This is a genomic window from Sphingobium sp. R-21, from assembly GCF_049913335.1.
GTDB lineage: Bacteria > Pseudomonadota > Alphaproteobacteria > Sphingomonadales > Sphingomonadaceae > Sphingobium.
Map to the genome: position 1 here is coordinate 1,129,559 of NZ_CP184375.1, position 26,514 is coordinate 1,156,072.

Genomic DNA, 26,514 nt, shown 5'->3' on the forward strand with positions numbered 1-26,514 from the left:
GGGTCAGGGCCGTGTCCGATGGGCGACGATGTCGTCCAGTCGTTGATTGATTTCGAGGACATTGACCCGTGCTTCGCCCAGAAAGCCGAGAAGCGGCTTCCGGATGCTCCCCTGGACCAGCGCGCGGACCTGATCAGCGTTCAGTCGGCGTGCCTTGGCCACCCGTTCCACCTGGAAAAAGGCCGCATCGGGGCTGATATCAGGGTCCAGCCCCGATGCGGAGGTGGTCACCAGGTCGGATGGAACGGGACGACCGGGCGAGTGAAGCGCTTCGACGTCCGTTGCGACCCTCTCCGCCAGCGCTTTCGCCGTGGGACCGAGGTTGGAGCCGGAGGAGGCAAGGCCATCATAGCCCTTGCCCGCTGCGGAGGGGCGTGGATGGAAATAGCGGTCTTCGGAGAAGTTCTGGCCGATCAGGGCGGAGCCGGTTGGTCTGCCGTTCTGCCGGATCACGCTGCCATTGGCCTGAAAGGGAAAGAGCGCCTGGCCAATGCCGGTCAGCGCCAGGGGATAGATGAGCCCCAGCAGCAGCGCGAAAAGCAGGGTCATGACCAGCGCGGGGCGCAGGGCGGTCTTCAGGTCGGTAAACATCGGAAAGTCCTTTCCTCCGTTCGCGCGAAACGAACGGCTGTTGCGCTGCGGGTCAGGCCAGGCCCAGCCCATTCACGGCAAGGTCGATCAGCTTGATCCCCACAAAGGGCGCCACCAGCCCGCCAAGTCCATAAATGGCGAGGTTTCGCGCCAGCAGCGGTCCCGCCCCGATCGGGCGATAGGTCACGCCCTTCAGCGCCAGAGGAACCAGGCATGGGATGATCAACGCGTTGAAGATGATGGCCGAAAGGATCGCGCTCTCCGGACTGGCGAGGTCCATGATGTTGAGCACCCCAAGGCCGGGATAGAGCGCCACGAACATCGCCGGGATGATCGCGAAATATTTGGCGACGTCATTGGCTACCGAGAAGGTGGTCAGCGCCCCCCGCGTCATCAGCAATTGCTTGCCAAGGCCCACCACCTCGATCAGCTTGGTCGGATCGCTGTCGAGGTCGACCATGTTGCCGGCTTCCCGCGCCGCCTGGGTGCCGGTGTTCATCGCCACGCCGACATCCGCCTGCGCCAGCGCCGGCGCGTCGTTGGTGCCGTCGCCGCACATGGCGACCAGCCGGCCTCCCTGCTGTTCCTTGCGGATCAGCGCCAGCTTGTCCTCAGGCGTGGCCTGGGCGAGGAAATCGTCCACGCCCGCTTCCGCCGCGATGGAGGCTGCGGTCAATGGATTGTCGCCGGTGATCATCACCGTGCGGATCCCCATTTGCCGCAGTTCCCCGAAACGTTCACGGATGCCCGCCTTGACGATATCCTTGAGGAAGATCGCGCCGAGCAGCCGCCCATCCTTCGCCACCGCCAGGGGCGTGCCGCCCGCGCGCGCGATTTCGTCGGTGATGCGGCGAAGCTCCTGTGCCGCGGCCTCCTCCTCCAGGCCGGGATTGGCCCGCAGGATGCTGTCCACCGCACCCTTCTGGATGGTCGATCCCTGAAGCGTCACCCCGGAAAGGCGGGTCTGGGCGGTGAAGGGAATGACCACTGCTCCATGGGGCAGCGTATCCGCGCTTTGCCCGAACTTCTCCCGCGCCAGAAGGACGATGGAGCGGCCCTCCGGTGTTTCGTCAGCCAGGCTGGCGAGCAGCGCGGCTTCAGCCAATGCGGCCTGGGTTGCTCCCCCGACGGCGCGGAATTCGGTCGCCTGACGATCGCCCACGGTAATGGTGCCGGTCTTGTCGAGCAGCAGCGTGTCTATGTCGCCGGCCGCCTCCACCGCGCGGCCCGACTTGGCCAGCACGTTGAACCGCACGAGCCGGTCCATGCCCGCAATGCCGATGGCCGACAGCAGCGCGGCTATGGTCGTCGGAATGAGCGTGATCAGCAAGGCGGCGAGGATCGCCACCGGAATGCTGCCGCCCGCATAGCTGGCAAAGCCCGGTATCGTGCCGACCGCTATCAGGAATATGATGGTGAGGCCCACCAGCAGCAAGGTGAGGGCGATCTCATTGGGGGTTTTCTGCCGTTCGGCGCCCTCCACCAGGGCGATCATGCGATCGAGAAAGCCCTGTCCAGGATTGACCGTGACGCGAACGCGGATCTGGTCGGAAATGACGCGCGTACCCGCCGTCACCGCACTGCGGTCGCCGCCCGCTTCCCTGATGACCGGCGCGGATTCGCCTGTGATGGCCGCTTCGTTGACCGAAGCGACGCCGGCAATGACCTCGCCGTCGGAGGGGATGAGGTCGCCGGTTTCGACCAGCACGACGTCGCCCATCCTGAGCAGGCTGGCCGGGACCGTCTCGACGGCGTCGCCCTTCAGCCGCTTTGCGGTCAGTTCCGCCTTGGCTGCGCGCAGCGAGGCGGCCTGCGCCTTGCCGCGCCCTTCCGCCAGCGATTCGGCAAAGGTGCCGAACAGCACCGTCAGCCACAGCCAGACCACCAGTTGCAGCTTGAAGCCGATGGCGAGATGGTCCTGCCCCACGGCGAGCAGCACCGTCAGCAGCACGGCGACCGTGGCGGTCGTGAACATCACCGGGTTGCGGATCAGTTCCCTTGGGTTGAGCTTGCGGAAGGCGTCGCCGATCGCTGGAAGGATGAGGTCGGCGGTGAAGAGCGATTTGGCTTCGGACCGGGGCATGGGGTGATCCTTAAAAGAGCTGGCCATGGATCATCGCGAGATGATCGGCGATGGGGCCAAGGGCGAGGCCGGGCAGGAAGGTGAGTCCGCCGACGATCAGCACGATGCCGACCAGCAGCCCTGTCCAGAGCGGCCCCGTGGTGGGGAAGCTGCCCGCGGTTTCCGGCGTGTATTTCTTCGCCGCCAGCCCGCCGGCGATGGCCAGCATGGGTATGATGACGAAGAAGCGCCCGATCCACATCGCCACGCCCATCAGGCCGTTGTAGAAGGGCGTGTTGGCGGAGATGCCGGCAAAGGCCGACCCATTGTTGGCGACCGCGCTGGTGAAGGCGTAGAGGATCTCGCTGAACCCGTGCGGTCCCTTGTTGAGCGGCCCCGCAAGACCAGCCGGCAGCACGCTCGCCAGCGCGGTGAAGACCAATATCACCAGCGGCAGCACGGCGATGGCGAGAACGGCGAGCTTTACCTCCCGGCTCTCGATTTTCTTGCCGACATATTCCGGGGTGCGACCGACCATCAAGCCGGCGACGAACACGGCGAGGATGGCGAACAGCAGGAAGCCATATATGCCCGCGCCGACGCCGCCGACCACGACTTCGCCCAACTGCATGTTGAACAGCGGGACCAGGCCGCCGAGAGCGGTGAAGCTGTCATGCATGGCATTGACCGCGCCGCAGCTTGCCGCCGTGGTGATGACGGAGAAGAGGGCGGAGGCGGCTATGCCGAACCGTACCTCCTTCCCCTCCATATTGCCGCCGGGCACTCCCAGATGGTGGAGGATGGGGTTGCCCGCCGCCTCCTGCCAATAGGTGACGGCCACGCCGGCGAGGAACAGGACCATCATCGCGGCAAGGATGGCCCATCCCTGGCGCACATTGCCGACCGCCTTGCCGAAGGTGTAGGTGAGGCCGACGCCGATTGCGAAGATCGAGAGCATCTGCACGAAATTGGTGATGGCGGTCGGATTCTCGAACGGATGGGCGCTGTTGGCGTTGAAGAAGCCGCCGCCGTTGGTGCCCAGCATCTTGATCGCCTCCTGTCCCGCGACCGGGCCCAGGGCGAGGGTCTGCTTCGCGCCTTCCAGCGTCGTGATGTCGATCGACCCCGCCAGCGTCTGCGGCACGCCGCTCGCCATGTAGAAGATGGCAAGCACGACAGAGAGCGGCAGCAGCAGGTAGAGCGTTACCCGCACTGTATCGGCCCAGAAATTGCCGATGGTGGCGCTGCTGCGCCGCGCGAAACCCCGGAACAAGGCGAATGCGAGCGCAATGCCCGTCGCGGCCGAAAGGAAATTGTGGAGGGTGAGCGCCAGCATCTGGCTGAGGTTCGACATGGTCGATTCCCCAGAATAGCTCTGCCAGTTGGTGTTCGAGGTGAAGCTGATCGCGGTGTTGAAGGCGAGATGCGCGTCAATCGCGCCCAGATGCTGCGGGTTGAGCGGCAGCACCGCCTGCATCCGCAGCAGCGCATAGGTGAGGAGCAGCGCCACCGCGTTGAGGATCAGCATGTGCACGGCATAGCGGCGCCAGCCCTGCTCCTCCTGCGGGTCGATGCCGCAAAGGTGGTAGAAGCCGCGCTCGACCGGGCCGAGCACGGCATGAAGCGGCGTGCGGCGCCCTTCGTATAGCGCGAACAGCCACAGGCCGACCGGCTTTACCAGGACAAGCAGCAGGCCGACAAAGGCCGCGATCAGCAGCCATCCCTGAAAGGTCATGAAACGCCCTCCCTAAAAGCGTTCGGGCCGCGCAAGCACGGCGACCAGATAAAAGAGAAGGGCGATGGCGGTGAACCCGGCGAGCCAGAGGTCGATGGTCATGACGCCGCTCCTCACGCCCGCTCGCACAGCGCGGCATAGCCGAGGCTGGCGACGAGAAGGAGGAGGATCAGGCCGATCCAGAGCATGTCTTGCATAAGAAAACTCCCGCAGTCGAAACTGTCGCGCAGGGGTGCGGGACGGGCTATCGTCTGCCGCAGGTCAATTAAGGCATGGCGGCGTTTGAAATCGAGACAGGGGAAATGAGCGAGGCATAGAAATTGCGTATGAAAATGATCTGCTGAAAATGATCTGCTTCGCAATCCAGCCCGCGCCGCGTCAGATGCCTTTCACTGCGGGGCACTGCCCGGCACGGCGTCATGGATCGAGCAACGGGATGACGGATATGGCGTCGTCATTGCAGATGGAAGGGAACGGTTCTTGTCCGGTGCGATTGTTGACGATGGCTGACCGCCGTTCCTGCCGCGTGCACCAATGCGCCCCTTGCGGCGTCCGGTCCGGTCCGATCTTTTGGCGGCGCAAGATGCAGGTTCAGCGCAGAGGAAAGGCTGCGCGCTCGACTGATTTTCCTGGCCTTGATGATTTTACCCGACACAGGAGACAAGCCGACACCATGACCGACACGCGCGCTCGCATCAACGCCATCGGGTGCGCCGTGCCCACGCTGGACATGCATGCGCCCTTCGTCCGATGGGCGACGGAGCAATTGGACGACCCGCACGAACGACGGCTGTTTCAGCGCATGGCGGAGCGATCCGGCATCGAACATCGCTGGTGCGTGCTGCCGTCCACGGCGGAGGGCGGGTCCCCGGTCGACCCTGGCGGCTTCTATGCAGGCGAAATGCCGCCGACCTCGCTGCGCATGCGCTGCTACGCCGATCACGCTCCCCGACTGGCGATGGAGGCGATCGCCCGACTGAAGGCGCAGGTGCCGGTCGAGGGGATCAGCCATCTGGTGGTGGCAAGCTGCACCGGCTTCGTCGCTCCCGGCATAGACCAGATCATTGCCGAGCGGCTGGGCCTGGCCGATGTCGAGCGGACCCTGGTCGGCTTCATGGGCTGCTATGCCGCCGTTGCGGCGTTGCGCACGGCGCGGCATATCGTGCGGTCGGAGCCCGATGCGCGGGTGCTGGTGGTGACGGTCGAACTGTCTTCCCTGCATTTCCAGCCGGAGCGGCAGATCGAGCGGCTGTTGATGATGCTCCAGTTCGCGGATGGCGCTGCGGCCGCGCTGGTGATGGGGACCGGGGCGGGGATTGCGATCGACCGGCCCTTCTCGCTCAACCTCGCCGACTCGGCGGAACTGATCCGCTGGGACATAGGCGATAGCGGCTTCGTCATGCATCTGTCCGGCGAGGTGCCGGGGCGCATCCAGGCGGCGCTGGCCGATCCCGCTGTACGTCGTCGCCTTTGGGGCAGTGAGGATATGGCGGCGATAGAGCGATGGGCGGTGCATGCCGGCGGCCGGTCGATCCTGGACGCGGTGGAGCAGGGACTCGACCTTGGCCGGAATGCCCTGGCGCCGTCACGAAGCGTGCTGGCGCGGTTCGGGAACATGTCGTCTTCCACCCTGATGTTCATCCTGCACGACATGCTGGAGGGCGCGGGGCAGGGGGTGGCGCTCGCCTTCGGGCCAGGATTGGCGGCGGAGGGATTTCGCTTTGAAGGACTGCCATGACGTCGCGCTTGCCCGCGCTGGTCGTCGGTGGCGGGCCGGCGGGCGCCGCGGCGGCGATCGCCCTTGCGCGGGCGGGGGTGGACGTGCAGCTCATCGACCGCCAGAACGGCCCTCATGACAGCGTGTGCGGCGGTTTCCTAGGCTGGGATGCCCTGGCGGCATTGGGCGATCTGGGTCTCGACGCCCACCTGTTGGGCGCGCGGCCGATCCAGCGATTGCGCCTGCTGGCGGACGGCCGGGAACTGGAACTGCCGCTGCCCCATGCGGCGGTGGGGCTGTCGCGGCGTACGCTGGACGAAGCACTGATCGGCCGCGCCGCGCAGGCTGGAGTTGTCATCCGGCGCGGCCGGGCAGTGCGTGCCGCCCATCCCGCAGAGCGCTCCATCCGGTTGGACGATGGCGAACATCTGAAGGGAGACGCGCTGTTCCTGGCGACGGGCAAGCATGAATTGCGCGGATTGGCGCGTGATCTTGCCCGGTACCGGCAGGCGCCATGCGTCGGGATACGCGCAATCCTTCCCGGCGGTGCGGACTTGGCGGGCGTGATCGAGATGCATCTGTTCGACGGCGGCTATGCAGGGTTGCTGTTGCAGGAGGATGGCTCCGCCAATTTCTGCCTGTCCGTTGCGCGGGACCGCCTGTCGGATGGCGTCCCGGAGCTGATCCAGGCCATTATGAAGGAAGCGCCGCATCTGGCCGATCGCATGGCCGGAAAAATGCCGCACTCTTTCGAGGCGATTGCTGGCGTACCCTATGGCTGGCGCGCGGCGGCGAATGTGCCGGGCATCTTCCGCATCGGGGATCAGGGCGCGGTGATCGCTTCCCTGGCAGGGGACGGCATCGCCATCGCGCTCCACAGCGGAGCGAGTGCGGCGCAGGCCTATCTGCGCGGCGGTGCGGAGGCGGCGATGGATTGGCAGGACGCATGGCGCCGCCGCAGCCGGCGGCCGCTGGCGATTGCCGAAGCGTTGCGTCTCGGGGCGGCGGGACCACGGGGGCGCGGGCTGCTGATGCAGTTGCTGCGCTGGATACCGGCCCTGGGGGCTCAGGCCGCGCTGTTCACCCGCATATCCGCTCCACGCACAGGCGGAAGGAAAAGCGTCGGACGATCCGGACATCGTCCAGGCTGACACCGGCCTGGGGCAATATTTTCGCCCAGTCGCCGGGACGGAAGGACCGGGCGATCGACAGCTTGCCATCCTCCCGGACGATGCGGTGGACGCGCAGCAGGCGCGCGAGCAGCGGAAAGCCCCAATAGGCAAAGCCATGCCGGTGCAGGTCGCAGATCAGCCAGCCCATGCGCGCTTCCGCCTCCATATGGCGCAGGAACGTCATCAACTGCGCGTCCGTCATATGATGCGTCACCTGGCTGGAGATGATGAAGTCGAATTGTTCGGGCTGGTCCAGATAGTCGCCAGCGCGATAGTCGATGGGAAGGTTGGGCGGCGTGGCTCGACGAGCCGCGGCAAGGCTCTTTTCATTGAGGTCGACGCCGATCAGTTCCGCCTCGACGCCCCGCCGGCGCGCCCAGCGCGCGACGGCACGCAGGACGTCGCCGTCGCCGAAGCCGACGTCGAGCAGGCGGAAATGCCGGGCGGAACCGATTGCGCGGTTCAGGAAAGCGATGGTGGGCCACGCCGTGAAGGTCCAGCGGTTCACGCGCGCGAGATCGTGGAGCACGCGCTCATAGACGGCGGGATCCAGGTCTGGCGCGTCCATCTGCTCTTCCTGCCGCGAACGGATCGAAAGATCTGCCATAAGCCCTCTCTTCTTTGCTTGCATCATAGCATATCTTCATGGGCGTGGAGGTGCATGCCATGGGATTATTCGCCGCGTTCCTGCTCCTGACGGCCGGAGCCCAGCCAGCGTCCGTCGAGGGGCAATGGCTGACGGAGGATCGGAAGGGCGTGGTGCAGATCGCGCCATGCGGGGGACAGATGTGCGGACGGATCGCGCGGGTGCTGGACAAGGGGCCGGGCGTGCCTGCGACCGACGTCAACAATCCTGAGCCGAAATTGCGCGGGCAGCCGATATTGGGCCTGCTCACCCTATGGGGTTTCCGCCGTGTCGGCGCGATGTGGAAGGATGGGCGCGCCTATGATCCCAAATCGGGGCGCAGCTACCGAGCGACGCTGGGGTTGAACCTGGATGGAACGCTCAAGCTGACGGGCTGCGTGTTGTTCATCTGCCAGTCTCAGCGCTGGACGCGGGTGCGTTAGAGGGATTTTCAAGCGGTGGATCGCTGGTCCGCACCCTTTTCCCAAAGGAAAATGCCATAGCGCATGGCGCCTGTGCGAAGCGCGAGGATCAGGCGCGGCAGGCTTAGGATGAAGTCGCGGCTCCGGGTACGGGGGTTGAAGGCGAGGCTTCGCAGCATCGGATCGTGGATCATCGCCAGCGCCAGTCGCCGCAGGCAGATGGTCCAGGTGCGGCGCACGCGGACGCTTGCATCCTCATAATCGCGCAGCACGAACCCCGCTCCGGCTGCGAGCGCCTCATAGTCCATCCGGCTACCCATGCTGGGCAGCCGCCCTTCGCGACAGATGGGATGCAGGAGGTGGCGGATCTCCCATGGCCGCGCTCCTTCACCCTCCAGCCAGGCGCAGACGACCAGCCGCCCGCCGGGCCGCAATGTCCGCGCAACCTCCGTGAAAAAGCGGGCCTTGTCGACCATATGTTCGGAACTTTCGATCGCATAGGCGCCGTCGAAACCCGCATCGGGCAGTTCATTGTCCAGCCAGTCGCGACGCAGGCAGGTGAAGCGGGAGAGCGCGCGCGCTTTTGCAACATTCTCCTGCACGGCGGAAAGGGTGAGGCCCATGATGTGGACATCGTGGCGGGCGATGATCCGGGCGGCGGTGGCGCCATAGCCGCACCCTATGTCGCACAGCGTCTGCCCCGGTTCCGGCGCCAGACGCGCCTCCACCTGCGCAACCAGCGCTTCGGCCGCTTCGGCGGGACTCTCATATCCCGTCTGCCAGTAGCCATGATGGACATGCTCGCCCCAGATCCGCCGGTAGGCGAGGTCCAGTTCGTCATAATGAACGGCGACGCCCGCCGCGGTAGAGGGGCTGTCCGGTACGATCATGCCGCCTGTATCACCCGCCGGACTGGCGGGCGCAACGGATTTTCAGAAGCGAGGCCGCGCCTTCACCCCGCCGCCGCCAGCAGCTTCGCGCTGAGCGCGGGCCATTCGGTCATATCCCAGCCTTCGGGCGTTTCGCGCGTGATGATCTGGTCCGCGCCGAAGCAATTGGCAAGATCGATATCCTCTGCCTTCACAAAGCCGCGGTCGGCGAGGCAATAGAAGGGCCGCACCACCGGCAGCGTCAGATCGTCCGCATTCTGCTCCACCACGATCGCCAGCCGGTGCGAGCGCAGGCGAACCAGCGATCCGACCGGATAGATGCCGACCGCCCGCTGAAATGCCTGGAAGATTTCGGGGTCGTAGAGCGTCTGCGCCTCATCCAGCATCAGCAGGGTGCGGGACGGGTCTTCGCCATGGCGGTGGATGCGGTTGGACGTCATCGCGTCATAGGTGTCGCAGATCGCCGCCATGCGGGCGAACCGTCCGATTTCCTCGCCCTTCAGCCCATGGGGATAGCCGCTGCCGTCCAGCCGCTCATGATGATGAAGGCAGACGTCCAGCACGGCGTCCGGCATTTCTCCGCCCAAAGCCAGAAATTCATGGGCCAGCGTGGTGTGGCTCTTCACCACCTCCCACTCCTCTGGCGTGAGCGGACTGTCCTTGTCCCAGGTTTCCTGCGGCACATGGCCCATGCCGACGTCCATCAGCAATCCGGCAAGCCCGGCCTGTTGCACCTCCTCGGGAGAAAGGCGGAGCTGCTGCGCCAGGCTGATCATCAAGGCGCAGACCGACAGGGCGTGGAGATAAAGATATTCGCTCGTGTTCTTGAGCCGCGTCACGGCCATGAAGGCATGAGGATTGCGCTGGATGGAACTGGAAATCTCGTCGATCATCGATTCCAGCTTGTTGAGCTTGATCGCGTTGCCCAGGCGGGAATCGTCGAAGATCTTGTGCATCGCGCGCACGGACTTGCGGACGAGGCGGTTCGCGTGAACCATCTCTGCCTTGGTCGAAAGCCGGTCCTTCGACAGCGGATCGAAGGGACGGCTGACGGGAGCGGGCGCGGCGCGTCGGGCTATGGTCGCGCCTGCGCGGCCGAAAGGGCGGTCGCGCAGGTCGTTTGCCGGCGCGCGGGGTGCGGCTGGCGTTTCCCTGGGTTTCAGGTCAGCGCCGCGCGTCGTGTCGATCTGTACCCATTCGACCTTGCTCGCCTTCAGGTTTTCCAGCTGATCGGCGTCCTCCAGCAGCATCCGGCTCTTCCAGAAGGGGTGGGAGAACCAGGACCCTTCCATCTTGTGGAGAAACATGCCCAGCTCGACATGCTCGGTACGAATTCTTTTCAACATGATGATGCGCGGCCCCGAGTTGAGAGTCCGTCCTGTCTGAACCGAAGCGCGCTTCTCCGTACGTGCCGGGTCCCCTCCCGGACGGGTCGCGCTCTCATCCAGACGATATGGACTTCCAGAAGGGCATTTCGCCCCTAAAGCCTTGCGGAAAGGTTAAATTCCCGATTGCCAGCCCAGGCCAAGCGCCTTTTGCAGGGCGATATAATCCGCCGTCATGGCCGCTGTCCCCTGCGTCAGAGCCTGTGCCGCCGACAGGCTCTGCCGCTCCGCGTCAAGAAGCTGGATACGCGTGGCAGTTCCGGCGTCGAAACGCTGGCGTGTCAACGCGGCGGTGCGGTCGGCCGAAGCCTTGGACCGGGCAGCGCTGGCGACGCTCAGCCGACGGGCGCCGAAGCGGGAAAGCGCATCCTCGCTGTCGCGCAGGGCGTTGAGCACTGCCTGCCGATATTGCGCGGCCGCCTCGTCCCGCACGCCTTCGGCCTGGCCCACGCGGGCCGCGTTGCGGCCGAAATCAAGGAAGCTCCAGCTCAGGCGTGGCATGGCGATGGCGGCCAGCGTACCGAGATCGACCAGATCACCCGGATTCGTGCCGCCGATCCCGATCAGGCCCATGAAGCTGAGGCTGGGAAAACGCGCCGCTTCCGCGACGCCGATCCTGGCGGTGGCGGCGGCGAACTGGCGTTCCGCCGCACGAATGTCGGGACGGCGTTTCAGCAGCGCAGCCGGATCGCCGACTGCCACCTGTGCGGGAGGCAAGGGCACCGGTGCGGGCGCGGCCAGCATGCCGTCAAGCGCACCGGGCGCTTCCCCGGCAAGCGTGGCCAGCGCGTTCAGATAGGCGTCGCGCTCCGCACTGAGCGGCAGCAGCGCTGCGTCGCTCTGCTCCAACTGGTTGCGCTGCTGTTCCACCTCCAGCGCGGACGCAGTGCCCTGGGCACGGCGCTGCTCCGTCAGGCGCAGCATCTCCTGCTGCCGGGCCGTGGCCTGCTGTGCGAGGGCGATCCGCTGCTGGCGATCGCGCAGATTGACATAGGCCTGGGCGATTTCGGCGGTCAGGCTGACCTGCGCGTCGGCGACATTGGCTTGCGCCGCCTCGAACTGCGCCCGTGCCGCCTCCATGCCGCGTCGCCGACCGCCCCACAGGTCGATTTCCCAACTCGCGTCGAAGCCGAGATTATAGAAGTTGAGCGACTGGCTGTCGCCACCGTCGGAACTTCCATCGTTCGAACTGCCCAGATTGACGCCGGGAACGTCGGCATGGACGTAGATGGCGGATGCATTGACCTTGGGCAGGGTGTTGGCGCGCTCTGTCCGCAGGGCGGCGCGTGCCTGCCGCACCCGCGCCTCTGCCACGGCCACGCCCGGATTGGCGGCAAGCGCGCGGGTTTCCAGCGCGTCGAGAACCGGATCTGCCAGCGCCGTCCACCAGTTCGCCGCGACCGGGGCCTGCGGGCTGATGTCAGCGGGCGTCCTGGCGAAATTGGCGGCCGGGCTGACGGGCCTGGCCGCTTCCGGTCCATGATAATCCGGTCCGGCGGTGCAGCCAGCCAGGATCAGCAGGGGAAGGACCGCCGGGAAAAGGACTTTCGGGGGGAAACGCATGGAACCAGCCTCAATGCATCGCGATCGCTTGCCCCTTGGGCAAGGGACGCAGGAACAGCACCAGCGGCAACACGGCAATGATGCCGACCGCCAGCATCGTGAAAATGTCGTTATAGGTCATCACCAGCGCTTCCCGCTGGATCGTGCCCGCCAGCGAGCGAAGCGCGGCGTCCTGCCCGCCCAGCGAATGGGCCAGGCCACCGATATAATCCTGCACTTGCCCGCTATTGGCGCTCAGGCTTTCCTCCATGCGGCGGCTGTGCAGCCAGCTTCGCTGGTCCTGGATGGTGGCGATGCCTGCCAGCGCCAGCGATCCGCCCAGATTGCGAACGGCGTTGAACAGCCCGGCGGCATCGCCTGCATCCTCGGGCGGAACTGCTGCGATCGCGGCCTGGTTGAGGAAGAGGAAGCCGAACACGTTGCCGATGCCTCGCAGTAATTGCGACTCGACGAAATCATGACCCACCGCCTGATTGGTCAGCACCGTGTCGATCCCGCAGCTTGTCGCCATGACAAGGAGGCCAGCGCCAACGGCAATGCGTATGTCGAGATGCCGGATCAGCAGCGGGGTGAGCGGCATCAGCATCAGGCTGGGAATGCCCGACAGAAGGACGATCCGTCCCGATTGCAGCGCGTCATAGCCGGCGATCGCCGCCAGAAACTGTGGAATGATGAAGGCGGTGCCGTAGAGCATCATGCCGATGACCAGCCCCATCAGCGCAACAGCGCCAAATTGCCGGTCCAGCAGCAGCTTCAAGCGGATGACCGGCCTTTTCGCGAAATATTGCCCCGCGAACAGCAGGATGAAGCCGATACCGCAAATGATCGACATCAGGACGATTTCCCGGCTCTGGAACCATTGTTCCCGCTGTCCCTCCTCCAGCACGATGGTAAGACCGCCCAGTCCCAGCGCCATGCCCGCAATGCCGAGCCAGTCGGCCTGCCAGAATTCGCTGGGGCGCGGCTTTTGATGCGGCATCGTCACCAACAGCAGGGTGATGAGCAGGATGCCCACGGGCAGGTTGAGGAAGAAGGCGTAGTGCCAGCTTATATTCTCCGTCAGCCATCCACCGACCAGCGGGCCGAGTACGGGGCCCAGAATGGCGGTGACCCCGAACAGCGCATTGCCGATCGGCTGCTGGGAACGGGGCAGGCGGGTGGCGATGATCGTCATCGCCGTCGGGATCAGCGCGCCGCCGGTAAAGCCCTGGCCGACCCGGCCGACGACCATTGTCGTGAGATCGCTCGCCATGCCGCAGAGCATGGAAAAGCCGGTGAACAGAAAGGCGGCGGTGAGCAACAGGGTGCGTAGACCCAATAGTCGTTCCAGCCATGCCGCCAGCGGAATGATGATGATTTCCGCGACCAGATAGGATGTCGCGATCCAGGTGCCTTCCGTGCCGCTGGCGCCGATTTCGCCCTGGATCGTGGGCAGTGCGGAATTGACGATGGAAATGTCCAGCGTCGCCATCATTGCGCCCAGGCTGCCCGCGATGACGGCCAACCATGCGGCGGCGTCGGCGCGTTCGGGCGCGGCCGTATAGACAGGGGCGTTCATCGCTCGGTCCGGGCGTTATGCCGCTCCTGCTCCCGCCGGATCTGGGCGGCCGCATTCCTGGCCGAGCGGGTGTCGACGGACACTTCGACAGACATGCCTGGAACCAGCAGTTTTCGGGTCTCAGGCCCCGCGCTTATGGCGATGCGAACCGGTATGCGCTGGACGATCTTGGTGAAATTGCCGGTGGCATTCTGCGGCGGCAGGATCGAGAACTGGGCACCGGTGCCGGGCGCGATGCTGGCGAGCTTTCCTGGCAGTTCAACCCCCGGCAGTGCATCCACCTCGATCGTCACCGGTTGGCCGACGCGCATCAATCCCAGTTGCGTTTCCTTGAAATTCGCCTCGACATAGAGGCTGGCCTTGGGGACCAGTGTCATCAGGCGGCTGGCGGCCTGGACAAACTGGCCCTGCCTGACGCTCTTGTCGCCGATCCGGCCGTCGGCTGTTGCCCGCAAAATCGTCGCTTCCACATTGGTGTTGGCGGCCGAAAGCTGTGCGCGCGCAGCCTCTCCCTGTGCCTGTGCCTGTCGGACCTGTGTCTCCAGCGTGGCGATCCGCTTCTGGGCGCCGTTCAGCGTCGCGCGGGCGGCAGCAGCCCTTGCCCGCGCCTGCGTGGCCTGGTTCTGAAGCTCCGAGAGGCGTTCGCGCGTCTCTGCGCCGCTCGCCGCCAGCGGGCGATAGCGCTCCACCTCGCTCGCGGCGAAGCTTGCGCTGGCATTGGCGGCATTCAGCTCAGCCTCGGCCTGGGCGATGGCCGCCCGTTGCTCGGCCATCTGGGCGACCACGCCGGCCGCATTGGCCTTGGCCAGGTCGATCTGCGCCACGGACTGGGCGGCCTGCGCCCGGTAATCGCGCGGATCGATCTGCGCGAGGGGCTGGCCTGCCTTCACATCCTGATTCTCGGCGACAAAGACGCGGTCGACATAGCCCGAAACCTTGGGGGCAATGGTGATCGAATCGGCCTGGATATAGGCGTCATTGGTCGATTCCTGATATTTGCCGAAGGTTTCGAAGCGGATGAACCACAGCACGCCGCCGCCGATCAGCGCGAGAGCCACCACCAGCAGGATCAGGCGGACACGCGGACTTTTGAGCGGGGAAGGCCGGCTCTGGCCCGAGTCGTCGGCCGTGCTGGGGGAAGAAGCCATTGTTTCGGAATTCATAGGGGAGCCTGCTGCATTCAATTCCGTTTCATATGCTCGCACTTGCACTATAGCGCAATACCATTTATTGAGGTTCCTCATGAATGGTGCAGACGAACAGCTACTGACGGACCTGTTTCGGTTGATCACATTGATCCGCCGGTCCTTTGACCGTGCCATGACCGGGCAGGGGGCTTCGCTGGCCCAGACCAAGATATTGATGTGCATAAAGGCGCAGAATGGATCGGCGCGCGCCGCCGATATCGCGGAAATGATGAATCTGGCGCCGCGGACGGTGACGGAGGCATTGGACGGATTGGAGCGCGAGGGTCTGATCCTGCGCGTGCCCGACAGGGATGATCGGCGGGTAAAGCGGCTGGCGATCACCCCTGCAGGGGAGGCGGCGGTGACCGTGACCGAGCCCCTTCGCATCGAACTTGGAGCGAAGCTGCTGAAGCCCCTCGCCCCATCGGATCGCCGGCAATTTCATGCTGCACTGCAAAAACTATTGCAGGGACTGGCCGATAGCTGACCTTTTGATTTCCGTGAGATTCTCTGTTAGCATTGCTCCGCCTGACTGGCCAAGATCCGGCGGCGAGGGAGAGTGCGATGGAGCGTATGCATTACAGCATGTGCCAATGCAGCGTCGGACTGCTGAGCCTGTTCAGCGCGTCGGCACTGCTGTTGACGGGCACGGTCTACGTCCTGCTTCACTGATCGTTCGTGCATGAGCAGCCTCAAGGCCGCGCCGCATCGCTGAATGCGGCGCGCAGTTCGGTTATCAATCCTTCTCCACCTGACCCACGTCCCGCACCGCGCCGCGCGCGGCGTTGGTGGTGAGCGCTGCATAGGCGCGCAGGGCGGGCGAAACATTGCGCTTCCGCCCAAATGGCTTCCATGCCCTGGCGCCGCGTGCCTCCATTTCCACCTTGCGGGTAGCGATGACGGCGTCATCCAGGTCCAGCTTGATCAGGCGATTGGGAATATCGATGAGGATGGGATCGCCGGTCGCGATCAGGGCGATCAGGCCGCCCTCTGCCGCTTCCGGCGAGACATGGCCGATCGACAGCCCCGACGTGCCGCCGGAGAAACGTCCGTCGGTGATGAGTGCGCAGGCCTTGCCCAGACCCTTCGATTTCAGATAGCTGGTCGGATAGAGCATTTCCTGCATGCCAGGGCCGCCCTTTGGCCCTTCATAGCGGATGACGACGACATCCCCGGCCTTCACCTCATTGCCCAGGATGCCGGCGACCGCAGCGTCCTGGCTTTCATAGACGCGGGCTGTGCCGTGGAAGGTCAGGATGGATTCGTCCACCCCTGCCGTCTTGACGATGCAACCCTCCGGCGCGATATTGCCGAACAGCACGGCGAGGCCGCCATCCTTGGAGAAGGGGTGCTCCGCGCTGCGGATGACGCCGGTCTCGCGATCCGTGTCTAGTTCCTCCCAGCGGGCGCTCTGGCTGAAGGCCTGGGTCGTGCGGACGCCGCCGGGCGCCGCACGGAAGAAGTTGCGAACCTCCTCGCTGTTGGTGCGGCCGATGTCCCAACGATTGAGCGCGTCGCCCAGTGTCGGCGCATGGACGGTGGGCAGGCTAGCGTCGACCAGTCCGGCGCGCTCCAGTTCCCCCAGGATCGCCATGATGCCGCCAGCGCGATGGACATCCTCCATATGCACGTCGTTCTTGGCCGGCGCGACCTTGCAGAGGCAGGGAACGCGCCGGGACAGGCGATCGATGTCCGCCATGGTGAAATCCACCCCGCCTTCATAAGCGGCGGCGAGCAGGTGCAGCACCGTGTTCGTGGAACCGCCCATGGCAATGTCCAGGCTCATGGCGTTTTCGAACGCGGCGAAGGTAGCGATGTTGCGGGGCAGGGCCGACGCGTCGTCCTGCTCGTACCAGCGCTTGGCCAGATCGACGATGGTACGGCCTGCTTCCAGGAAGAGCTTTTCCCGGTCGGCATGGGTGGCGAGCGTCGATCCGTTGCCCGGCAGCGACAGCCCCAGCGCTTCGGTCAGGCAGTTCATCGAATTGGCGGTGAACATGCCGGAACAGGAACCGCAGGTCGGGCACGCCGACCGCTCGATCACCTTCACCTCCTCGTCAGTGTAGCTGTCGTCCGCCGCGACGACCATGGCGTCGACCAGGTCCAGCGCGACGATCTTGCCGCGCAGTTCGGTCTTGCCGGCCTCCATCGGGCCACCGGAAACGAAGATGGTCGGAATGTTGAGGCGCATGGCGGCCATCAGCATGCCCGGCGTGATCTTGTCGCAGTTGGAAATGCAGACCAGCGCGTCGGCGGTGTGGGCGTTCACCATATATTCGACGCTGTCCGCGATCAGATCCCGGCTGGGCAGCGAATAAAGCATGCCGTCATGACCCATCGCAATGCCGTCGTCGACCGCGATGGTGTTGAATTCCTTTGCGACGCCGCCCGCAGCCTCGATCTCCCGCGCGACGAGCTGGCCCAGATCCTTCAGGTGGACATGCCCGGGCACGAACTGCGTGAAGCTGTTGGCGATGGCGATGATGGGCTTGCCGAAATCCTCATCCTTCATGCCGGTGGCGCGCCAAAGGCCCCTCGCGCCCGCCATGTTGCGGCCGTGGGTGCTTGTGCGTGAACGATAATGCGGCATGGTCTGTCCTCGGTTTTTCTCCTGCCGTCATACGCTGTTGCGAGCAGGTTGTGAAATATATTGCAGCGATGCTATAAAGTCGCAGGATGAATGAATAAGATGGACCTGCGCCAGCTCAACCATTTCCTTGCCGTGGCAGAGGAATTGCATTTCGGTCGTGCCGCTGAGCGGCTGGGCATGACGCAGCCGCCACTCAGCCAGTCGATCATGGCATTGGAACGCGAACTGGGTGCGCCTCTCTTCATCCGGACAAAGCGTCAGGTGACGATGACTCCCTTCGGCCGCCAATGGCTGGAACATGTCCGGCCGGCGGTGGGCGCCGTGACCGATCTGGCTGCGGTGGCGCGCCACTTGCGGGCAGGGACGGTCGGGCGACTGGCCCTGTCCTTCGTCAGTTCGGCTGACTACAGCATTCTGCCTGAACTGGTGCGGCGCTATGCCCATGCCTTTCCAGAGGTGGACATGACACTGATGGAAGCGACGAGCGACGTTCAGGTGGAGGCGTTGGTCGAAGGGCGAACGGACGCGGGATTGCTGATCCCGCCTGCCTCGGGCCTGCCCGCCGCCATCGACTATCGCCCTTTGCTGAGAGAGCCGCTGGTGGCGGCCGTGCCGGAGAATTGGGCGGAGGACGGGCGCCTGCCGGTCAAGGACGGCAGGCTGGCCGGGGAGGACTGGCTTGACCAGCCGCTGCTGCTTTTCCCGCGGCATGTTTCGCCCACCTTCCACGACCTGGTCGTCGACCATTATCGGGCCAGGGGACGGGAACCCCATGTGCGCCAGCGGGCGATCCAGATGCAGACGATCATCAGCCTTGTGTCCGCCGAAATGGGAATGGCCCTGGTTCCCGCCTCGCTCCGCAATCTGGCGCGAACGGGCGTTCGCTACCTGCCGTTGGCGGACGAGGCGCCTGTGCTGGAAACGGGCCTGGCGTGGCGCGGGGCAGACGAGGCCCCGACGCTGCGCGCCCTTGTGCGGATCGCTCTGGGCCCGGACGGGTAGGATGGGAGACGACGCTCAGCCTGCCCTGGCAGCGAAAGCCGGGCTGGACAAGGGAAGCATCGGCGCCGTTTCCTGCAGTCGGGTCCTGACCATGACCAGCCTTTCATGGCCTGCGCGGACATTGGCGAAGTTCCTGCCCATCCAGGCGGGAACATGTTCGAGCATCGACTTGCTCCATGGCTCTGGTCACCGACTGAAGAGATAATCTCAATTGCGCGCAGGACGTTTCATGGCGCCGTGTTGCGCCATGGAAGCATTCAGAACCAGAGAGACATGGGTGAGGGCGCCGTCCTGATAGGCGGCGGCCGATCCTTCAATATTTCCTTCCCTCTCGCCTACAGGATTTCGAGAGCGACGGCGGTCGCTTCGCCGCCGCCGATGCAGAGCGCCGCAACACCCTTTTTCAGGCCTCTAGCCTTCAAGGCCGCCACCAGCGTGGCAATGATCCGCGCGCCGCTGGCACCGATGGGATGCCCCAGCGCGGTCGCGCCGCCATTGACGTTGATGCGGTCGTGCGGGATGTCGAGGTCGCGCATCGCGATCATCGCGACGGCGGCGAATGCCTCGTTGACTTCGTAGAGGTCGACCTCGCCAGAGGACCAGCCGGCCTTATCCAGTACCTTGCGGATCGCGAAAACCGGGGCCGTCGTGAACAGCGCGGGAGCATGGGCATGGGCTGCGGTGGCGACGATGCGCGCTTCTCTTGCGAGGCCCAGCTTCTCCGCGACGTCGGAACGGGTCAGCACCAGCGCGGCCGCGCCATCCGAGATGGAGGCAGAGGACGCCGCCGTGATCGCACCGTCCTTGGCAAAGGCAGGCTTCAGGGAAGGAATCTTCTCGGGCCTGGCATTGCCGGGCTGCTCGTCCTTGTCGACCTGGACTTCGCCGCCGCGCGTCCGGGCCGTCACCGGAACAACCTCCCCAGCGAAGGCGCCGCTGGCGATCGCGGCGTTGGCGCGAGCGAGGCTCTCAACCGCATAGGCGTCCATTTCCGCGCGCGTGAACTGATAGTCGCGGGCCGTATCCTCGGCAAAGGCGCCCATGGGCTTGCCGCGGTCATAGGCGTCCTCCAGCCCGTCCATCATCATCGTGTCGATGATCCGGTCATGGCCGATGCGCGCGCCGGAACGATGCTTGGGCAGGGCATAGGGGGCATTGGTCATGCTCTCCATGCCGCCCGCAATGACGATGTCCACGGTTCCCGCGCTCAGCGCTTCGGCGGCCATGATCGCCGCCTGCATGCCGGAACCGCACATCTTGTTGACGGTGGTCGCTTCGACGGACTGTGGAAGACCTGCGCCGAGCGCCGCCTGTCTGGCGGGCGCCTGCCCAAGCGCGGCGGGCAGGACGCAGCCCATATAGATGCGGTCAATGGCTTCCGGCGCGGCACCCGAACGCTCGACCGCCGCCTTTACCGCCACGGCGCCCAGTTCCGGCGCGGAAACGCCCGAAAGTGCGCCCTGAAAGCCACCCATCGGGGTCCGGGCATAGCCGGCGATGATGATATCCTTGCTCATTGCTCTTTCCTCAAGCGGTTCGGGAGCGGACCCTGCGCCATATCATGGCACGAATCGCAACAAGGGTTTCCGCCCACATCGCTTGTCTCTTCCCCTATCGCGACCATGCGCGCAACGTTGGGGGTCACTAAAGGCGGCGATGCGGAGGAGCCCTTCAGCCGTCACGCTTGGGGACTGCCGACCCCCGGCGATTGGGCATGGTGACGGAACCGCTTTCCGGATCGTCCGCCTTCTTCTCGCGCCGACCCATGCGCTTTTCGATCAGGAGGAGCAGGGACAGCAGGACCAGCGCGATCAGCGATCCTGCAAGCACGAGTACATATTGGCCGGCCCCTGCCGTGATTCCGACGGCTGCCGCCATCCACAGGCTGGCGGCCGTGGTCATGTTGCGCACATCGCCGCCGCGCACGAAGATGAGGCCGCCCGCAATGAAGCCGATTGCCTGGGCAAGACCCTGAACGACGCGGATCGGATCGCTGTCCTGATGGGCTTCCGCCAGTTCCAGTGCTGACAAAGTCAGCATCGCCGAACTCAGCGACACCAGTCCATGGGTACGCAGGCCCGCATCATGGCCGTGACGTTCCCGCTCAAATCCCAGCGCAAGGCCCAGCAGGGTTGCGAGCAAAAGGCGGACGAGCGTGGTACCGAAATCATTGGCCAGCATGGCCATAATACACGCGAAAGAGACTCGCCGTTCCATCCACGGCGACGAATTCGACAGGCCGCGTTCGCTATGGGATGTTAACGATCGTCGCTGTCGGAAGAAACATGTGCAATCAGGCCGTTGACCCGCATTTCATTTTCAGCCGTGCATGCGAACAACTGACAGAACCAATCCATCCATCGCGTCAGAATCGCCATGGTTCCTCTCCCTCTTTGCGTCCGATGATAGCAGTTCGGGCGAGTGAAGAGAAGTGTAACCATCGCAAATCGAGCGCAGGTGCGGACGTGTTAACTCTGTCCTTTTACGACCTTGCGATCGGGCGAATGCAGTCTTATCAGCGCCAGTGCGACAGGTTCCCCGTGAGGGGATGAAAAGGGAAGTCGGGTGGAACGCCCGCGCTGCCCCTGCAACTGTAAGCGGCGAGCGATCCAGCCATCGCGCCATTGGAACCAGAGGTTTCGAGAAGGCGGCCGGAAAGCGTCGACCCGCGAGCCAGGAGACCTGCCTGACGCGGTCGTTCTTCGGCCGGACAGGGTGTGCCGGACGAACGGGGATATCCTCGCCGAGCGACAGTCATCGCCTTGCCGGCGCGGCCGCGCAGGGGAGTTCTATCGCCTGCCCGATGCCGGCCAGTCCTCTCCCGCGCGGTTCCCGACAGGGCATATGCCGTCGGGGCTGGAGGATATGATATGACTTTTTCGCGGGGCCATCGCTGATGTTGCGGCCTGTGGAGCCTGGGGCTTCGGTGGTCGTTTGTTCGACCTGTCGCCTTTCGGCGGAACAACGGGAGGATGGAGCGGGGCGGCGGGGCGGCGCCCTGCTGGTGCAGGCGATGCAGAAGATACGCGACGGCGATCCCGCCTATGCGGGCATTGCCGTGCAGGACATGCCCTGCCTCTTCGCCTGCCAGCGCCACTGCACGGTGCATGTGCGCGGGACCGGCAAGGTCGGCTATGTGCTGGGCGATTTCGCCCCGGATGAGGACGCCGCGCGCGCGATCCTCGATTATGCCGTGCGCCATGCCGAAAGCGAAGAGGGCGTGGTGCGCTATGCCGACTGGCCGCAGGGCGTGAAGGGGCATTTCATCGTCCGGACGCCGCCCGAAGGCTTTGTCTGCTCATGATCCGGTTCAGCGACAGCACGGCCTTTGCCGCGGCGCTGAAGGATTTGCCGGCTCCGGAAGCAGAGTTCATCGATGCCGCAGCGGCGCGGCAGGCCATATTGACGAAGCCCGCCGGTTCCCTGGGGCGACTGGAGGAAATCGCCCTGTTCATGGCGGGCTGGCAGGGCCGGGAGCGGCCTGTGGCGGAGCGCCTCCGCGCCGCGATCTTCGCGGGCAATCATGGCGTGGCCGCGCGGGGGGTCAGCGCCTATCCCGCCGAGGTGACGGCGCAAATGGTGGCGAATTTCCATCATGGCGGAGCAGCGATCAATGCGCTGGCCCAGGCCTGCGGCGCGGAACTGACCGTGGTCGCGATCGAGTTGGACAGGCCGACAGGCGACATCTGTGTCGAGGCCGCCATGAGCGAGGCCGACTGCCTGGCCGCGATCAATGCGGGGGCGGCGGTGGTGGAAGCGGGGCTGGACCTGCTGCTGCTGGGCGAAATGGGCATTGCCAACAGCACGCCGGCCGCGGCGCTCTGCGCCCAGGCATTCGGCGGTCCGGCGGAGCATTGGATCGGGCGCGGCACGGGCGTGGACGGCGAGGGATTGATACGCAAGGCCGGTGCGGTGGAACGGGCACTCGCCGTGCATGGGGGGCAGTGCATCAATGCGTTCGAAACCCTGCGGCGATTGGGCGGGCGAGAGATCGCGGCGCTGGCCGGAGCGGTGTTGGCGGCGCGGATGCGGCGCGTTCCCGTGATGCTGGACGGGTTTATCTGTTGCGCGGCCGTCGCGCCGCTAGTGAGGGACAATCCGGCGATCACCGACCACTGCCTGGCGGCCCATCTGTCGGCGGAGGCGGGGCATCAGCGACTGCTGGCTGCGCTGGCCTTGGAACCTTTGCTGCGGCTCGACATGCGGCTGGGCGAGGGAAGCGGTGCGGCGGTAGCGGCGCAGATCGTCCGCTCCGCCCTTGCCGCGCATCAGGACATGGCGAGCTTTGCCGAAGCCGCGGTGGCCAGCGCCCTGTGAGCGCCTTTTCCCTCCATCTGATGCGGCATGGCGCGCCGCAGCTTGCCGGGCGTCTGCTCGGTCATCTGGACGCACCGCCGGAAACGGAGGGCATCGCCCTCTGCGTCGAGCGGGCGCGGGGGCTGGATTTCGCCCGACTGGTGACATCGGACCTCGCCAGAGCGCGAGTGCCGGGCGCCGTCATCGCGGCGGAGCGCGGAATCGAACACCGGGTGGATGCGCGCTGGCGGGAGTTGAATTTCGGGGATTGGGAGGGGACAGACCCGACGAGCCTTCCGGCGGACGACCTGGCGCGCTTTTGGGATGATCCGGATCGCTTCCCGCCGCCGGGTGGGGAAAGCTGGACTGGCCTCTGCACCCGGATCGGCGAGGCGCTGAGCGCATCTGGGGAGCCGGCGCTGGTGGTTTGCCATGCCGGGGCGATGCGGGCGGCGTTGGCCGTGCTGTGCGGCTTTGACGTGAGGCAGGGATGGGCGGTGGATCTGCCCTATGGCGCGATTTTGAGCCTGCGGGTTTGGCCGGAGAGCCGGTCGGCACAGATTATGGGCCTGATCACATGAAGCGGCTGGTCCTGGCCATGCAATTAATGACGCGCCTGCCATTGCCCGCCCTGAATGTGGATGAGCGGGACTTCGCGGCCGCGATCCGCTGGTTACCCGCAACCGGCATCGCGGTGGGCCTGATCGTGGCGGGCGGCGCCGGGCTGGGGATGCGGATCGATCCATGGGTGGGCGCTCTTTCCGGACTGGTGGCATGGGTCGCGGTGACCGGCGCGCTACATCTCGACGGACTGGGCGATATAGCAGATGCGGCAGGGGCAGCGCATGGCGACCGAACGCGCCTGTCCGCCGTGCTGGCCGATCCGCATATCGGCAGCTTCGGCGCGGTCGCCATCGGTCTGCAACTGCTGGTCAAGCTGGTGCTGTTGCGATCGTGGTTGGAGAGCTTTCCACTTTGGATGCTCGCTGTCGTGGCGATGGTGGCGCGTATCGGACCGCTATTCTGGACGCGCTGGTTGCCGCCGCTTCACGAAGGGCTGGCGAGCCGCTTTCGCGCAGGCTGGCGGCCGGAACCATGTGTCCTCTGGTCGATGCTGGCGCTGGTGGCGTGTCTTCGGGAACCCGCCCTTTTGGCGGCGATCCCATTGATTCCGCTCTGGGGACTATGGTTGCGGTCCCGGATCGGCGGCATTTCAGGTGACGGGCATGGCGCGGGCATCGAATTACTGGAAAGCGCGCTGTTGCTGGCGATGGTGTCGGCGCGATGAGCGCCTTCACATCCCACGGCGGCCGCCTGGCCGACGCGCGCGCCCTTTATGGCGGCGATGACTGGATCGACCTTTCAACCGGGATCAGCCCGTTCACATGGCCGGGGGGCGATCATCTGGCCGTCGACTGGCGGCATTTGCCCGATCCGCATGATCTGGCGGCGATGGAGGCAATGGCGGCGGCCTGCTTCGGGGTTCATCCCGACAATCTTTGCACCCTGCCGGGCAGCGAGGCGGGATTGCGGCTGGTCGGACGGATGCTGGACATGCCCGGCCGCTGGCTGGTGCCCAGCTATCGCACCCATGGGGAGATTTTCACCCAGGGCGCCCCCATGCGCGCAGGGGAGGAGCCGCCCCGCGAAGCGATGGCGCTGCTGCTGGCCAATCCCAACAACCCCGATGGCCGCATCCTGCCGCCAGCCCGCCTGCTGCAATGGCTTGATCGGCTGGAAGATGCCGGCGGATGGCTGATCGTTGACGAGGCCTATGCGGACGCCGTGCCGGCATGCAGCCTGGCGGGCATGGTGGGGGACGAACGGCGGCTGATCCTGTTGCGGTCCTTCGGCAAGTTCTTCGGGCTGGCCGGGGTGAGGCTGGGCTTTCTGCTCGGACCGCGGGCGGTTGTCGCGCAGGTGCGCCGGATGATGGGAGAATGGCCCGTTTCCGCGGCGGCGATCGCCTTTGGCACCGCGGCCTATCGGGACCGGAACTGGATCAACGAGACCGTCGTGACCCTGGAGGAGCAGGCGGCGAAGCTGGACGGCGTGCTGGCGCGGCATGGATTGCAGGGGCGCGGCGGATGCTCGTTGTTCCGATTGGTGGAAGTGGATGACGGCCTGACCCTGTTCGACAGGCTGGCGCGACGGTCTATCCTGACACGTCCCTTCGATGAGGACAGGCGCTGGCTGCGGCTCGGCCTCCCCGCCGATGCAGCTGCCCTCGCCCGACTGGACCGGGCTTTGGCCGATGTTTGAGCCGGTGGCCTTGGCGGCGCTGATGATGGATGCGGGACTGGGCTGGCCAGGCTGGCTTCATGCGCGGCTCGGCCATCCGGTGGGCGGCTTTGCCCGGATCATCGGCACTGTGGAACGGCGATGGAACCAGGGTCGGTTGAACGGCCGCCTACGGCGCTGGACGGGACTCGCCCTCCTCTTGCTGTTGCTCGGCGCGGGGGGAGGCATGGGTCTGGCGCTGGAATGGACGATCCGCCGCTGGGGCGGTCCCTGGGCCTGGCTGGGGCTGGCGCTCGCGGCCTGGCCAGCGCTGGCGCAGAACAGTCTTTATGTCCATGTGCTGCCAGTTGTCCGCGCTTTGGAAAGAGGCGAACTGGATGCCGCGCGGCGGGCGGTGGCCCGAATCGTGGGGCGTGACACCGCTGCGCTGGATGAAGCCGGTGTGGCGCGGGCCGGCATAGAGAGCCTGGCGGAGAGCTTCTGCGACGGCGTCGTGGCGCCGCTTTTCTGGTTGTTGCTGCTCGGGATGCCGGGAATATGGGCTTATAAGGCGGTCAATACGGCCGACAGCATGATCGGGCACAAGGAAGCGCCCTTCACCGATTTCGGCTGGGCTGCGGCCCGTTTCGATGATCTGTTGAACTGGGCGCCGGCGCGGCTTTCGGGCGTCATGCTGTGCATCGCTGGCGGTGGCGGATGGGCCGTGCTGCGGCGGGATCGGCGGAGGCATGCCTCGCCCAATGCCGGATGGCCGGAGGCGGCGATGGCCGGTGCGCTCGGCATCCGGCTGGCGGGGCCGGTCCGGTATGAGGGCGTTCTGCACGACAAGCCGTGGATAGGGACGGGCGGAGAGGCGGACGTCCACAGCATGAGGACGGCACTCGGCATCTACTTGCGCGCTTGCCTGCTGCTGTGGGTCCTGGCCGCGATATGGGGGAGTGTTGGATGAAGCGGATGCTGGTGCTGGGCGGATGTCGATCCGGCAAGAGCCGCTTTGCGCAGGAGCGATGCGAGGCTGCCGCTAGTGGCGATCTCGCCTATGTCGCGACGGCGCAGGCCTTCGATCCGGAGATGGAGGAGCGCATCGCCCGCCATCGAAGTGAACGCGGAAGCCGCTGGCTGACGATCGATGCGCCGATGGATCTGCCCTCCGCGCTGTCGGAAGCGGCGCTGCGGGCCGACGCCGTGATGGTGGACTGCCTGACGCTTTGGCTTACGAATCTGATGCTTGCGGACGCGGATGTGGCGAAGGCGCGGACAACGCTGGCCGAGGCGATAGCGGCCTGTCCCCTCCCTGTCGTTCTGGTGAGCAATGAGGTGGGTTTGGGGATCGTGCCGGACAATGTTCTGGCCCGTCGGTTTCGCGATGAGTCAGGATGGCTGAACCAGCAGATGGCGACCCTGTGCGATGAGGTCATATTGATGGCGGCCGGACTGCCGCTGAGGCTGAAAGGGTAGGACATGCCGGCGCCTTTCGC

Annotated in this window: 26 protein-coding genes and 1 riboswitch; of the genes, 12 read left to right on the top strand and 14 right to left on the bottom strand. The window is 65.5% G+C overall.

Features of this window, described 5'->3' with window-relative positions; translation table 11 throughout:
• Positions 1-3 precede the first annotated feature (3 nt).
• From kdpC to ACN9MX_RS19775, 4 genes are read right to left on the bottom strand one after another with little or no spacing between them, the layout of a single operon-like run.
• Positions 4-591 (bottom strand): potassium-transporting ATPase subunit KdpC, encoded by a 588-nt coding sequence (kdpC, locus tag ACN9MX_RS19760; RefSeq protein WP_363828330.1) that lies wholly within the window; start codon positions 589-591, stop codon positions 4-6.
• Positions 592-643: 52 nt separating this feature from the next.
• The gene (gene kdpB / locus ACN9MX_RS19765) at positions 644-2,674 is read right to left on the bottom strand and encodes a potassium-transporting ATPase subunit KdpB (RefSeq protein ID WP_426387693.1); all 2,031 of its coding nucleotides are present in this window, start codon (positions 2,672-2,674) and stop codon (positions 644-646) included.
• A gap of 10 nt (positions 2,675-2,684) precedes the next feature.
• The gene (gene kdpA / locus ACN9MX_RS19770; RefSeq protein WP_363828337.1) at positions 2,685-4,388 is read right to left on the bottom strand and encodes a potassium-transporting ATPase subunit KdpA; all 1,704 of its coding nucleotides are present in this window, start codon (positions 4,386-4,388) and stop codon (positions 2,685-2,687) included.
• Between the two features lie 12 nt (positions 4,389-4,400).
• Positions 4,401-4,490 carry a potassium-transporting ATPase subunit F gene (locus ACN9MX_RS19775; protein WP_363828340.1) on the bottom strand — a complete coding sequence of 30 codons (90 nt, stop codon included), beginning with the start codon at positions 4,488-4,490 and terminating at the stop codon, positions 4,401-4,403.
• Positions 4,491-5,061: 571 nt separating this feature from the next.
• On the opposite strand from ACN9MX_RS19775, the gene ACN9MX_RS19780 reads away from it, so the two are divergent.
• Both ACN9MX_RS19780 and ACN9MX_RS19785 read left to right on the top strand, forming a co-directional pair.
• Complete coding sequence (locus tag ACN9MX_RS19780) at positions 5,062-6,126, top strand: type III polyketide synthase (protein ID WP_363828343.1); 1,065 nt, start codon at positions 5,062-5,064, stop codon at positions 6,124-6,126.
• The gene (locus ACN9MX_RS19785) at positions 6,123-7,256 is read left to right on the top strand and encodes an NAD(P)/FAD-dependent oxidoreductase (RefSeq protein ID WP_363828346.1); all 1,134 of its coding nucleotides are present in this window, start codon (positions 6,123-6,125) and stop codon (positions 7,254-7,256) included. Before ACN9MX_RS19780 ends, ACN9MX_RS19785 begins: the two co-directional genes overlap by 4 nt.
• On the opposite strand, the gene ACN9MX_RS19790 is transcribed toward ACN9MX_RS19785, so the two are convergent.
• Entirely contained in the window at positions 7,186-7,884 is a 699-nt protein-coding gene (locus ACN9MX_RS19790) for a methyltransferase domain-containing protein (protein WP_363828349.1), read from the bottom strand. The genes ACN9MX_RS19785 and ACN9MX_RS19790 overlap by 71 nt on opposite strands.
• A 59-nt stretch (positions 7,885-7,943) precedes the next feature.
• On the opposite strand from ACN9MX_RS19790, the gene ACN9MX_RS19795 reads away from it, so the two are divergent.
• Complete coding sequence (locus tag ACN9MX_RS19795) at positions 7,944-8,345, top strand: DUF2147 domain-containing protein (RefSeq protein ID WP_363828352.1); 402 nt, start codon at positions 7,944-7,946, stop codon at positions 8,343-8,345.
• An 8-nt stretch (positions 8,346-8,353) separates the two neighbouring features.
• On the opposite strand, the gene ACN9MX_RS19800 is transcribed toward ACN9MX_RS19795, so the two are convergent.
• From ACN9MX_RS19800 to ACN9MX_RS19820, 5 genes are all read right to left on the bottom strand, one after another.
• Positions 8,354-9,214, bottom strand: coding sequence for a class I SAM-dependent methyltransferase (locus tag ACN9MX_RS19800; RefSeq protein WP_363828355.1), 861 nt, complete (start codon positions 9,212-9,214; stop codon positions 8,354-8,356).
• 62 nt (positions 9,215-9,276) lie between these two features.
• Positions 9,277-10,560 carry an HD-GYP domain-containing protein gene (locus tag ACN9MX_RS19805; RefSeq protein WP_363828358.1) on the bottom strand — a complete coding sequence of 428 codons (1,284 nt, stop codon included), beginning with the start codon at positions 10,558-10,560 and terminating at the stop codon, positions 9,277-9,279.
• 153 nt (positions 10,561-10,713) lie between these two features.
• Positions 10,714-12,162, bottom strand: coding sequence for an efflux transporter outer membrane subunit (locus ACN9MX_RS19810; RefSeq protein ID WP_363828361.1), 1,449 nt, complete (start codon positions 12,160-12,162; stop codon positions 10,714-10,716).
• A 10-nt stretch (positions 12,163-12,172) separates the two neighbouring features.
• Complete coding sequence (locus ACN9MX_RS19815) at positions 12,173-13,720, bottom strand: DHA2 family efflux MFS transporter permease subunit (protein WP_363828364.1); 1,548 nt, start codon at positions 13,718-13,720, stop codon at positions 12,173-12,175.
• Positions 13,717-14,883: an HlyD family secretion protein gene (locus tag ACN9MX_RS19820; protein WP_426387698.1), complete on the bottom strand. Its 1,167-nt coding sequence runs from the start codon at positions 14,881-14,883 to the stop codon at positions 13,717-13,719. The genes ACN9MX_RS19815 and ACN9MX_RS19820 overlap by 4 nt, the downstream gene beginning before the upstream one ends.
• A gap of 79 nt (positions 14,884-14,962) precedes the next feature.
• Between ACN9MX_RS19820 and ACN9MX_RS19825 the strand changes: the two genes are divergently transcribed.
• Positions 14,963-15,394 carry a MarR family winged helix-turn-helix transcriptional regulator gene (locus ACN9MX_RS19825; protein ID WP_363828370.1) on the top strand — a complete coding sequence of 144 codons (432 nt, stop codon included), beginning with the start codon at positions 14,963-14,965 and terminating at the stop codon, positions 15,392-15,394.
• Between the two features lie 249 nt (positions 15,395-15,643).
• Here the strand turns inward: ACN9MX_RS19825 and ilvD are convergent, their stop codons facing one another.
• Positions 15,644-17,497 carry a dihydroxy-acid dehydratase gene (gene ilvD / locus ACN9MX_RS19830; protein WP_363828373.1) on the bottom strand — a complete coding sequence of 618 codons (1,854 nt, stop codon included), beginning with the start codon at positions 17,495-17,497 and terminating at the stop codon, positions 15,644-15,646.
• Positions 17,498-17,596: 99 nt separating this feature from the next.
• Here ilvD and ACN9MX_RS19835 point away from each other — a divergent pair, with 99 nt between their 5' ends.
• Positions 17,597-18,499, top strand: a complete 903-nt coding sequence (locus tag ACN9MX_RS19835; protein WP_363829415.1) for a LysR family transcriptional regulator — start codon at positions 17,597-17,599, stop codon at positions 18,497-18,499.
• A 15-nt stretch (positions 18,500-18,514) separates the two neighbouring features.
• On the opposite strand, the gene ACN9MX_RS19840 is transcribed toward ACN9MX_RS19835, so the two are convergent.
• The 3 genes from ACN9MX_RS19840 to ACN9MX_RS19850 form a co-directional block, all read right to left on the bottom strand.
• A complete protein-coding gene (locus ACN9MX_RS19840) occupies positions 18,515-18,664 on the bottom strand; it encodes a hypothetical protein (RefSeq protein ID WP_363828375.1) in 150 nt (49 codons plus the stop codon).
• Between the two features lie 170 nt (positions 18,665-18,834).
• Positions 18,835-20,016, bottom strand: coding sequence for an acetyl-CoA C-acyltransferase (locus ACN9MX_RS19845; RefSeq protein ID WP_363828378.1), 1,182 nt, complete (start codon positions 20,014-20,016; stop codon positions 18,835-18,837).
• 154 nt (positions 20,017-20,170) lie between these two features.
• A complete protein-coding gene (locus ACN9MX_RS19850; protein WP_363828381.1) occupies positions 20,171-20,686 on the bottom strand; it encodes an MgtC/SapB family protein in 516 nt (171 codons plus the stop codon).
• Between the two features lie 327 nt (positions 20,687-21,013).
• A riboswitch (cobalamin riboswitch) is annotated at positions 21,014-21,203 on the top strand.
• Positions 21,204-21,395: 192 nt separating this feature from the next.
• On the opposite strand from ACN9MX_RS19850, the gene ACN9MX_RS19855 reads away from it, so the two are divergent.
• From ACN9MX_RS19855 to cobU, 7 genes are read left to right on the top strand one after another with little or no spacing between them, the layout of a single operon-like run.
• A complete protein-coding gene (locus tag ACN9MX_RS19855) occupies positions 21,396-21,803 on the top strand; it encodes a DUF1636 domain-containing protein (protein WP_363828384.1) in 408 nt (135 codons plus the stop codon).
• Positions 21,800-22,816, top strand: coding sequence for a nicotinate-nucleotide--dimethylbenzimidazole phosphoribosyltransferase (cobT, locus tag ACN9MX_RS19860; RefSeq protein WP_363828387.1), 1,017 nt, complete (start codon positions 21,800-21,802; stop codon positions 22,814-22,816). Before ACN9MX_RS19855 ends, cobT begins: the two co-directional genes overlap by 4 nt.
• Positions 22,813-23,376, top strand: a complete 564-nt coding sequence (locus tag ACN9MX_RS19865; protein ID WP_363735977.1) for a histidine phosphatase family protein — start codon at positions 22,813-22,815, stop codon at positions 23,374-23,376. The genes cobT and ACN9MX_RS19865 overlap by 4 nt, the downstream gene beginning before the upstream one ends.
• Positions 23,373-24,083 (top strand): adenosylcobinamide-GDP ribazoletransferase, encoded by a 711-nt coding sequence (locus ACN9MX_RS19870; protein ID WP_363828390.1) that lies wholly within the window; start codon positions 23,373-23,375, stop codon positions 24,081-24,083. Before ACN9MX_RS19865 ends, ACN9MX_RS19870 begins: the two co-directional genes overlap by 4 nt.
• Positions 24,080-25,057 carry a threonine-phosphate decarboxylase gene (locus tag ACN9MX_RS19875; protein WP_363828393.1) on the top strand — a complete coding sequence of 326 codons (978 nt, stop codon included), beginning with the start codon at positions 24,080-24,082 and terminating at the stop codon, positions 25,055-25,057. Before ACN9MX_RS19870 ends, ACN9MX_RS19875 begins: the two co-directional genes overlap by 4 nt.
• Complete coding sequence (gene cbiB / locus ACN9MX_RS19880) at positions 25,050-25,985, top strand: adenosylcobinamide-phosphate synthase CbiB (RefSeq protein WP_363828396.1); 936 nt, start codon at positions 25,050-25,052, stop codon at positions 25,983-25,985. Before ACN9MX_RS19875 ends, cbiB begins: the two co-directional genes overlap by 8 nt.
• A gap of 5 nt (positions 25,986-25,990) precedes the next feature.
• The gene (cobU, locus tag ACN9MX_RS19885) at positions 25,991-26,494 is read left to right on the top strand and encodes a bifunctional adenosylcobinamide kinase/adenosylcobinamide-phosphate guanylyltransferase (protein WP_363829418.1); all 504 of its coding nucleotides are present in this window, start codon (positions 25,991-25,993) and stop codon (positions 26,492-26,494) included.
• Positions 26,495-26,514 lie beyond the last annotated feature (20 nt).

What these genes read in the sequence shown, in the direction of transcription:
- kdpC (WP_363828330.1), bottom strand. Translation starts at nt 591, where the DNA reads ATGTTTACCGACCTGAAGACCGCCCTGCGCCCCGCGCTGGTCATGACC.
- kdpB (WP_426387693.1), bottom strand. Translation starts at nt 2,674, where the DNA reads ATGCCCCGGTCCGAAGCCAAATCGCTCTTCACCGCCGACCTCATCCTT.
- kdpA (WP_363828337.1), bottom strand. Translation starts at nt 4,388, where the DNA reads ATGACCTTTCAGGGATGGCTGCTGATCGCGGCCTTTGTCGGCCTGCTG.
- ACN9MX_RS19775 (WP_363828340.1), bottom strand. Translation starts at nt 4,490, where the DNA reads ATGACCATCGACCTCTGGCTCGCCGGGTTCACCGCCATCGCCCTTCTC.
- ACN9MX_RS19780 (WP_363828343.1), top strand. Translation starts at nt 5,062, where the DNA reads ATGACCGACACGCGCGCTCGCATCAACGCCATCGGGTGCGCCGTGCCC.
- ACN9MX_RS19785 (WP_363828346.1), top strand. Translation starts at nt 6,123, where the DNA reads ATGACGTCGCGCTTGCCCGCGCTGGTCGTCGGTGGCGGGCCGGCGGGC.
- ACN9MX_RS19790 (WP_363828349.1), bottom strand. Translation starts at nt 7,884, where the DNA reads ATGGCAGATCTTTCGATCCGTTCGCGGCAGGAAGAGCAGATGGACGCG.
- ACN9MX_RS19795 (WP_363828352.1), top strand. Translation starts at nt 7,944, where the DNA reads ATGGGATTATTCGCCGCGTTCCTGCTCCTGACGGCCGGAGCCCAGCCA.
- ACN9MX_RS19800 (WP_363828355.1), bottom strand. Translation starts at nt 9,214, where the DNA reads ATGATCGTACCGGACAGCCCCTCTACCGCGGCGGGCGTCGCCGTTCAT.
- ACN9MX_RS19805 (WP_363828358.1), bottom strand. Translation starts at nt 10,560, where the DNA reads ATGTTGAAAAGAATTCGTACCGAGCATGTCGAGCTGGGCATGTTTCTC.
- ACN9MX_RS19810 (WP_363828361.1), bottom strand. Translation starts at nt 12,162, where the DNA reads ATGCGTTTCCCCCCGAAAGTCCTTTTCCCGGCGGTCCTTCCCCTGCTG.
- ACN9MX_RS19815 (WP_363828364.1), bottom strand. Translation starts at nt 13,720, where the DNA reads ATGAACGCCCCTGTCTATACGGCCGCGCCCGAACGCGCCGACGCCGCC.
- ACN9MX_RS19820 (WP_426387698.1), bottom strand. Translation starts at nt 14,883, where the DNA reads ATGAATTCCGAAACAATGGCTTCTTCCCCCAGCACGGCCGACGACTCG.
- ACN9MX_RS19825 (WP_363828370.1), top strand. Translation starts at nt 14,963, where the DNA reads ATGAATGGTGCAGACGAACAGCTACTGACGGACCTGTTTCGGTTGATC.
- ilvD (WP_363828373.1), bottom strand. Translation starts at nt 17,497, where the DNA reads ATGCCGCATTATCGTTCACGCACAAGCACCCACGGCCGCAACATGGCG.
- ACN9MX_RS19835 (WP_363829415.1), top strand. Translation starts at nt 17,597, where the DNA reads ATGGACCTGCGCCAGCTCAACCATTTCCTTGCCGTGGCAGAGGAATTG.
- ACN9MX_RS19840 (WP_363828375.1), bottom strand. Translation starts at nt 18,664, where the DNA reads ATGCTCGAACATGTTCCCGCCTGGATGGGCAGGAACTTCGCCAATGTC.
- ACN9MX_RS19845 (WP_363828378.1), bottom strand. Translation starts at nt 20,016, where the DNA reads ATGAGCAAGGATATCATCATCGCCGGCTATGCCCGGACCCCGATGGGT.
- ACN9MX_RS19850 (WP_363828381.1), bottom strand. Translation starts at nt 20,686, where the DNA reads ATGGCCATGCTGGCCAATGATTTCGGTACCACGCTCGTCCGCCTTTTG.
- ACN9MX_RS19855 (WP_363828384.1), top strand. Translation starts at nt 21,396, where the DNA reads ATGTTGCGGCCTGTGGAGCCTGGGGCTTCGGTGGTCGTTTGTTCGACC.
- cobT (WP_363828387.1), top strand. Translation starts at nt 21,800, where the DNA reads ATGATCCGGTTCAGCGACAGCACGGCCTTTGCCGCGGCGCTGAAGGAT.
- ACN9MX_RS19870 (WP_363828390.1), top strand. Translation starts at nt 23,373, where the DNA reads ATGAAGCGGCTGGTCCTGGCCATGCAATTAATGACGCGCCTGCCATTG.
- ACN9MX_RS19875 (WP_363828393.1), top strand. Translation starts at nt 24,080, where the DNA reads ATGAGCGCCTTCACATCCCACGGCGGCCGCCTGGCCGACGCGCGCGCC.
- cbiB (WP_363828396.1), top strand. Translation starts at nt 25,050, where the DNA reads ATGTTTGAGCCGGTGGCCTTGGCGGCGCTGATGATGGATGCGGGACTG.
- cobU (WP_363829418.1), top strand. Translation starts at nt 25,991, where the DNA reads ATGCTGGTGCTGGGCGGATGTCGATCCGGCAAGAGCCGCTTTGCGCAG.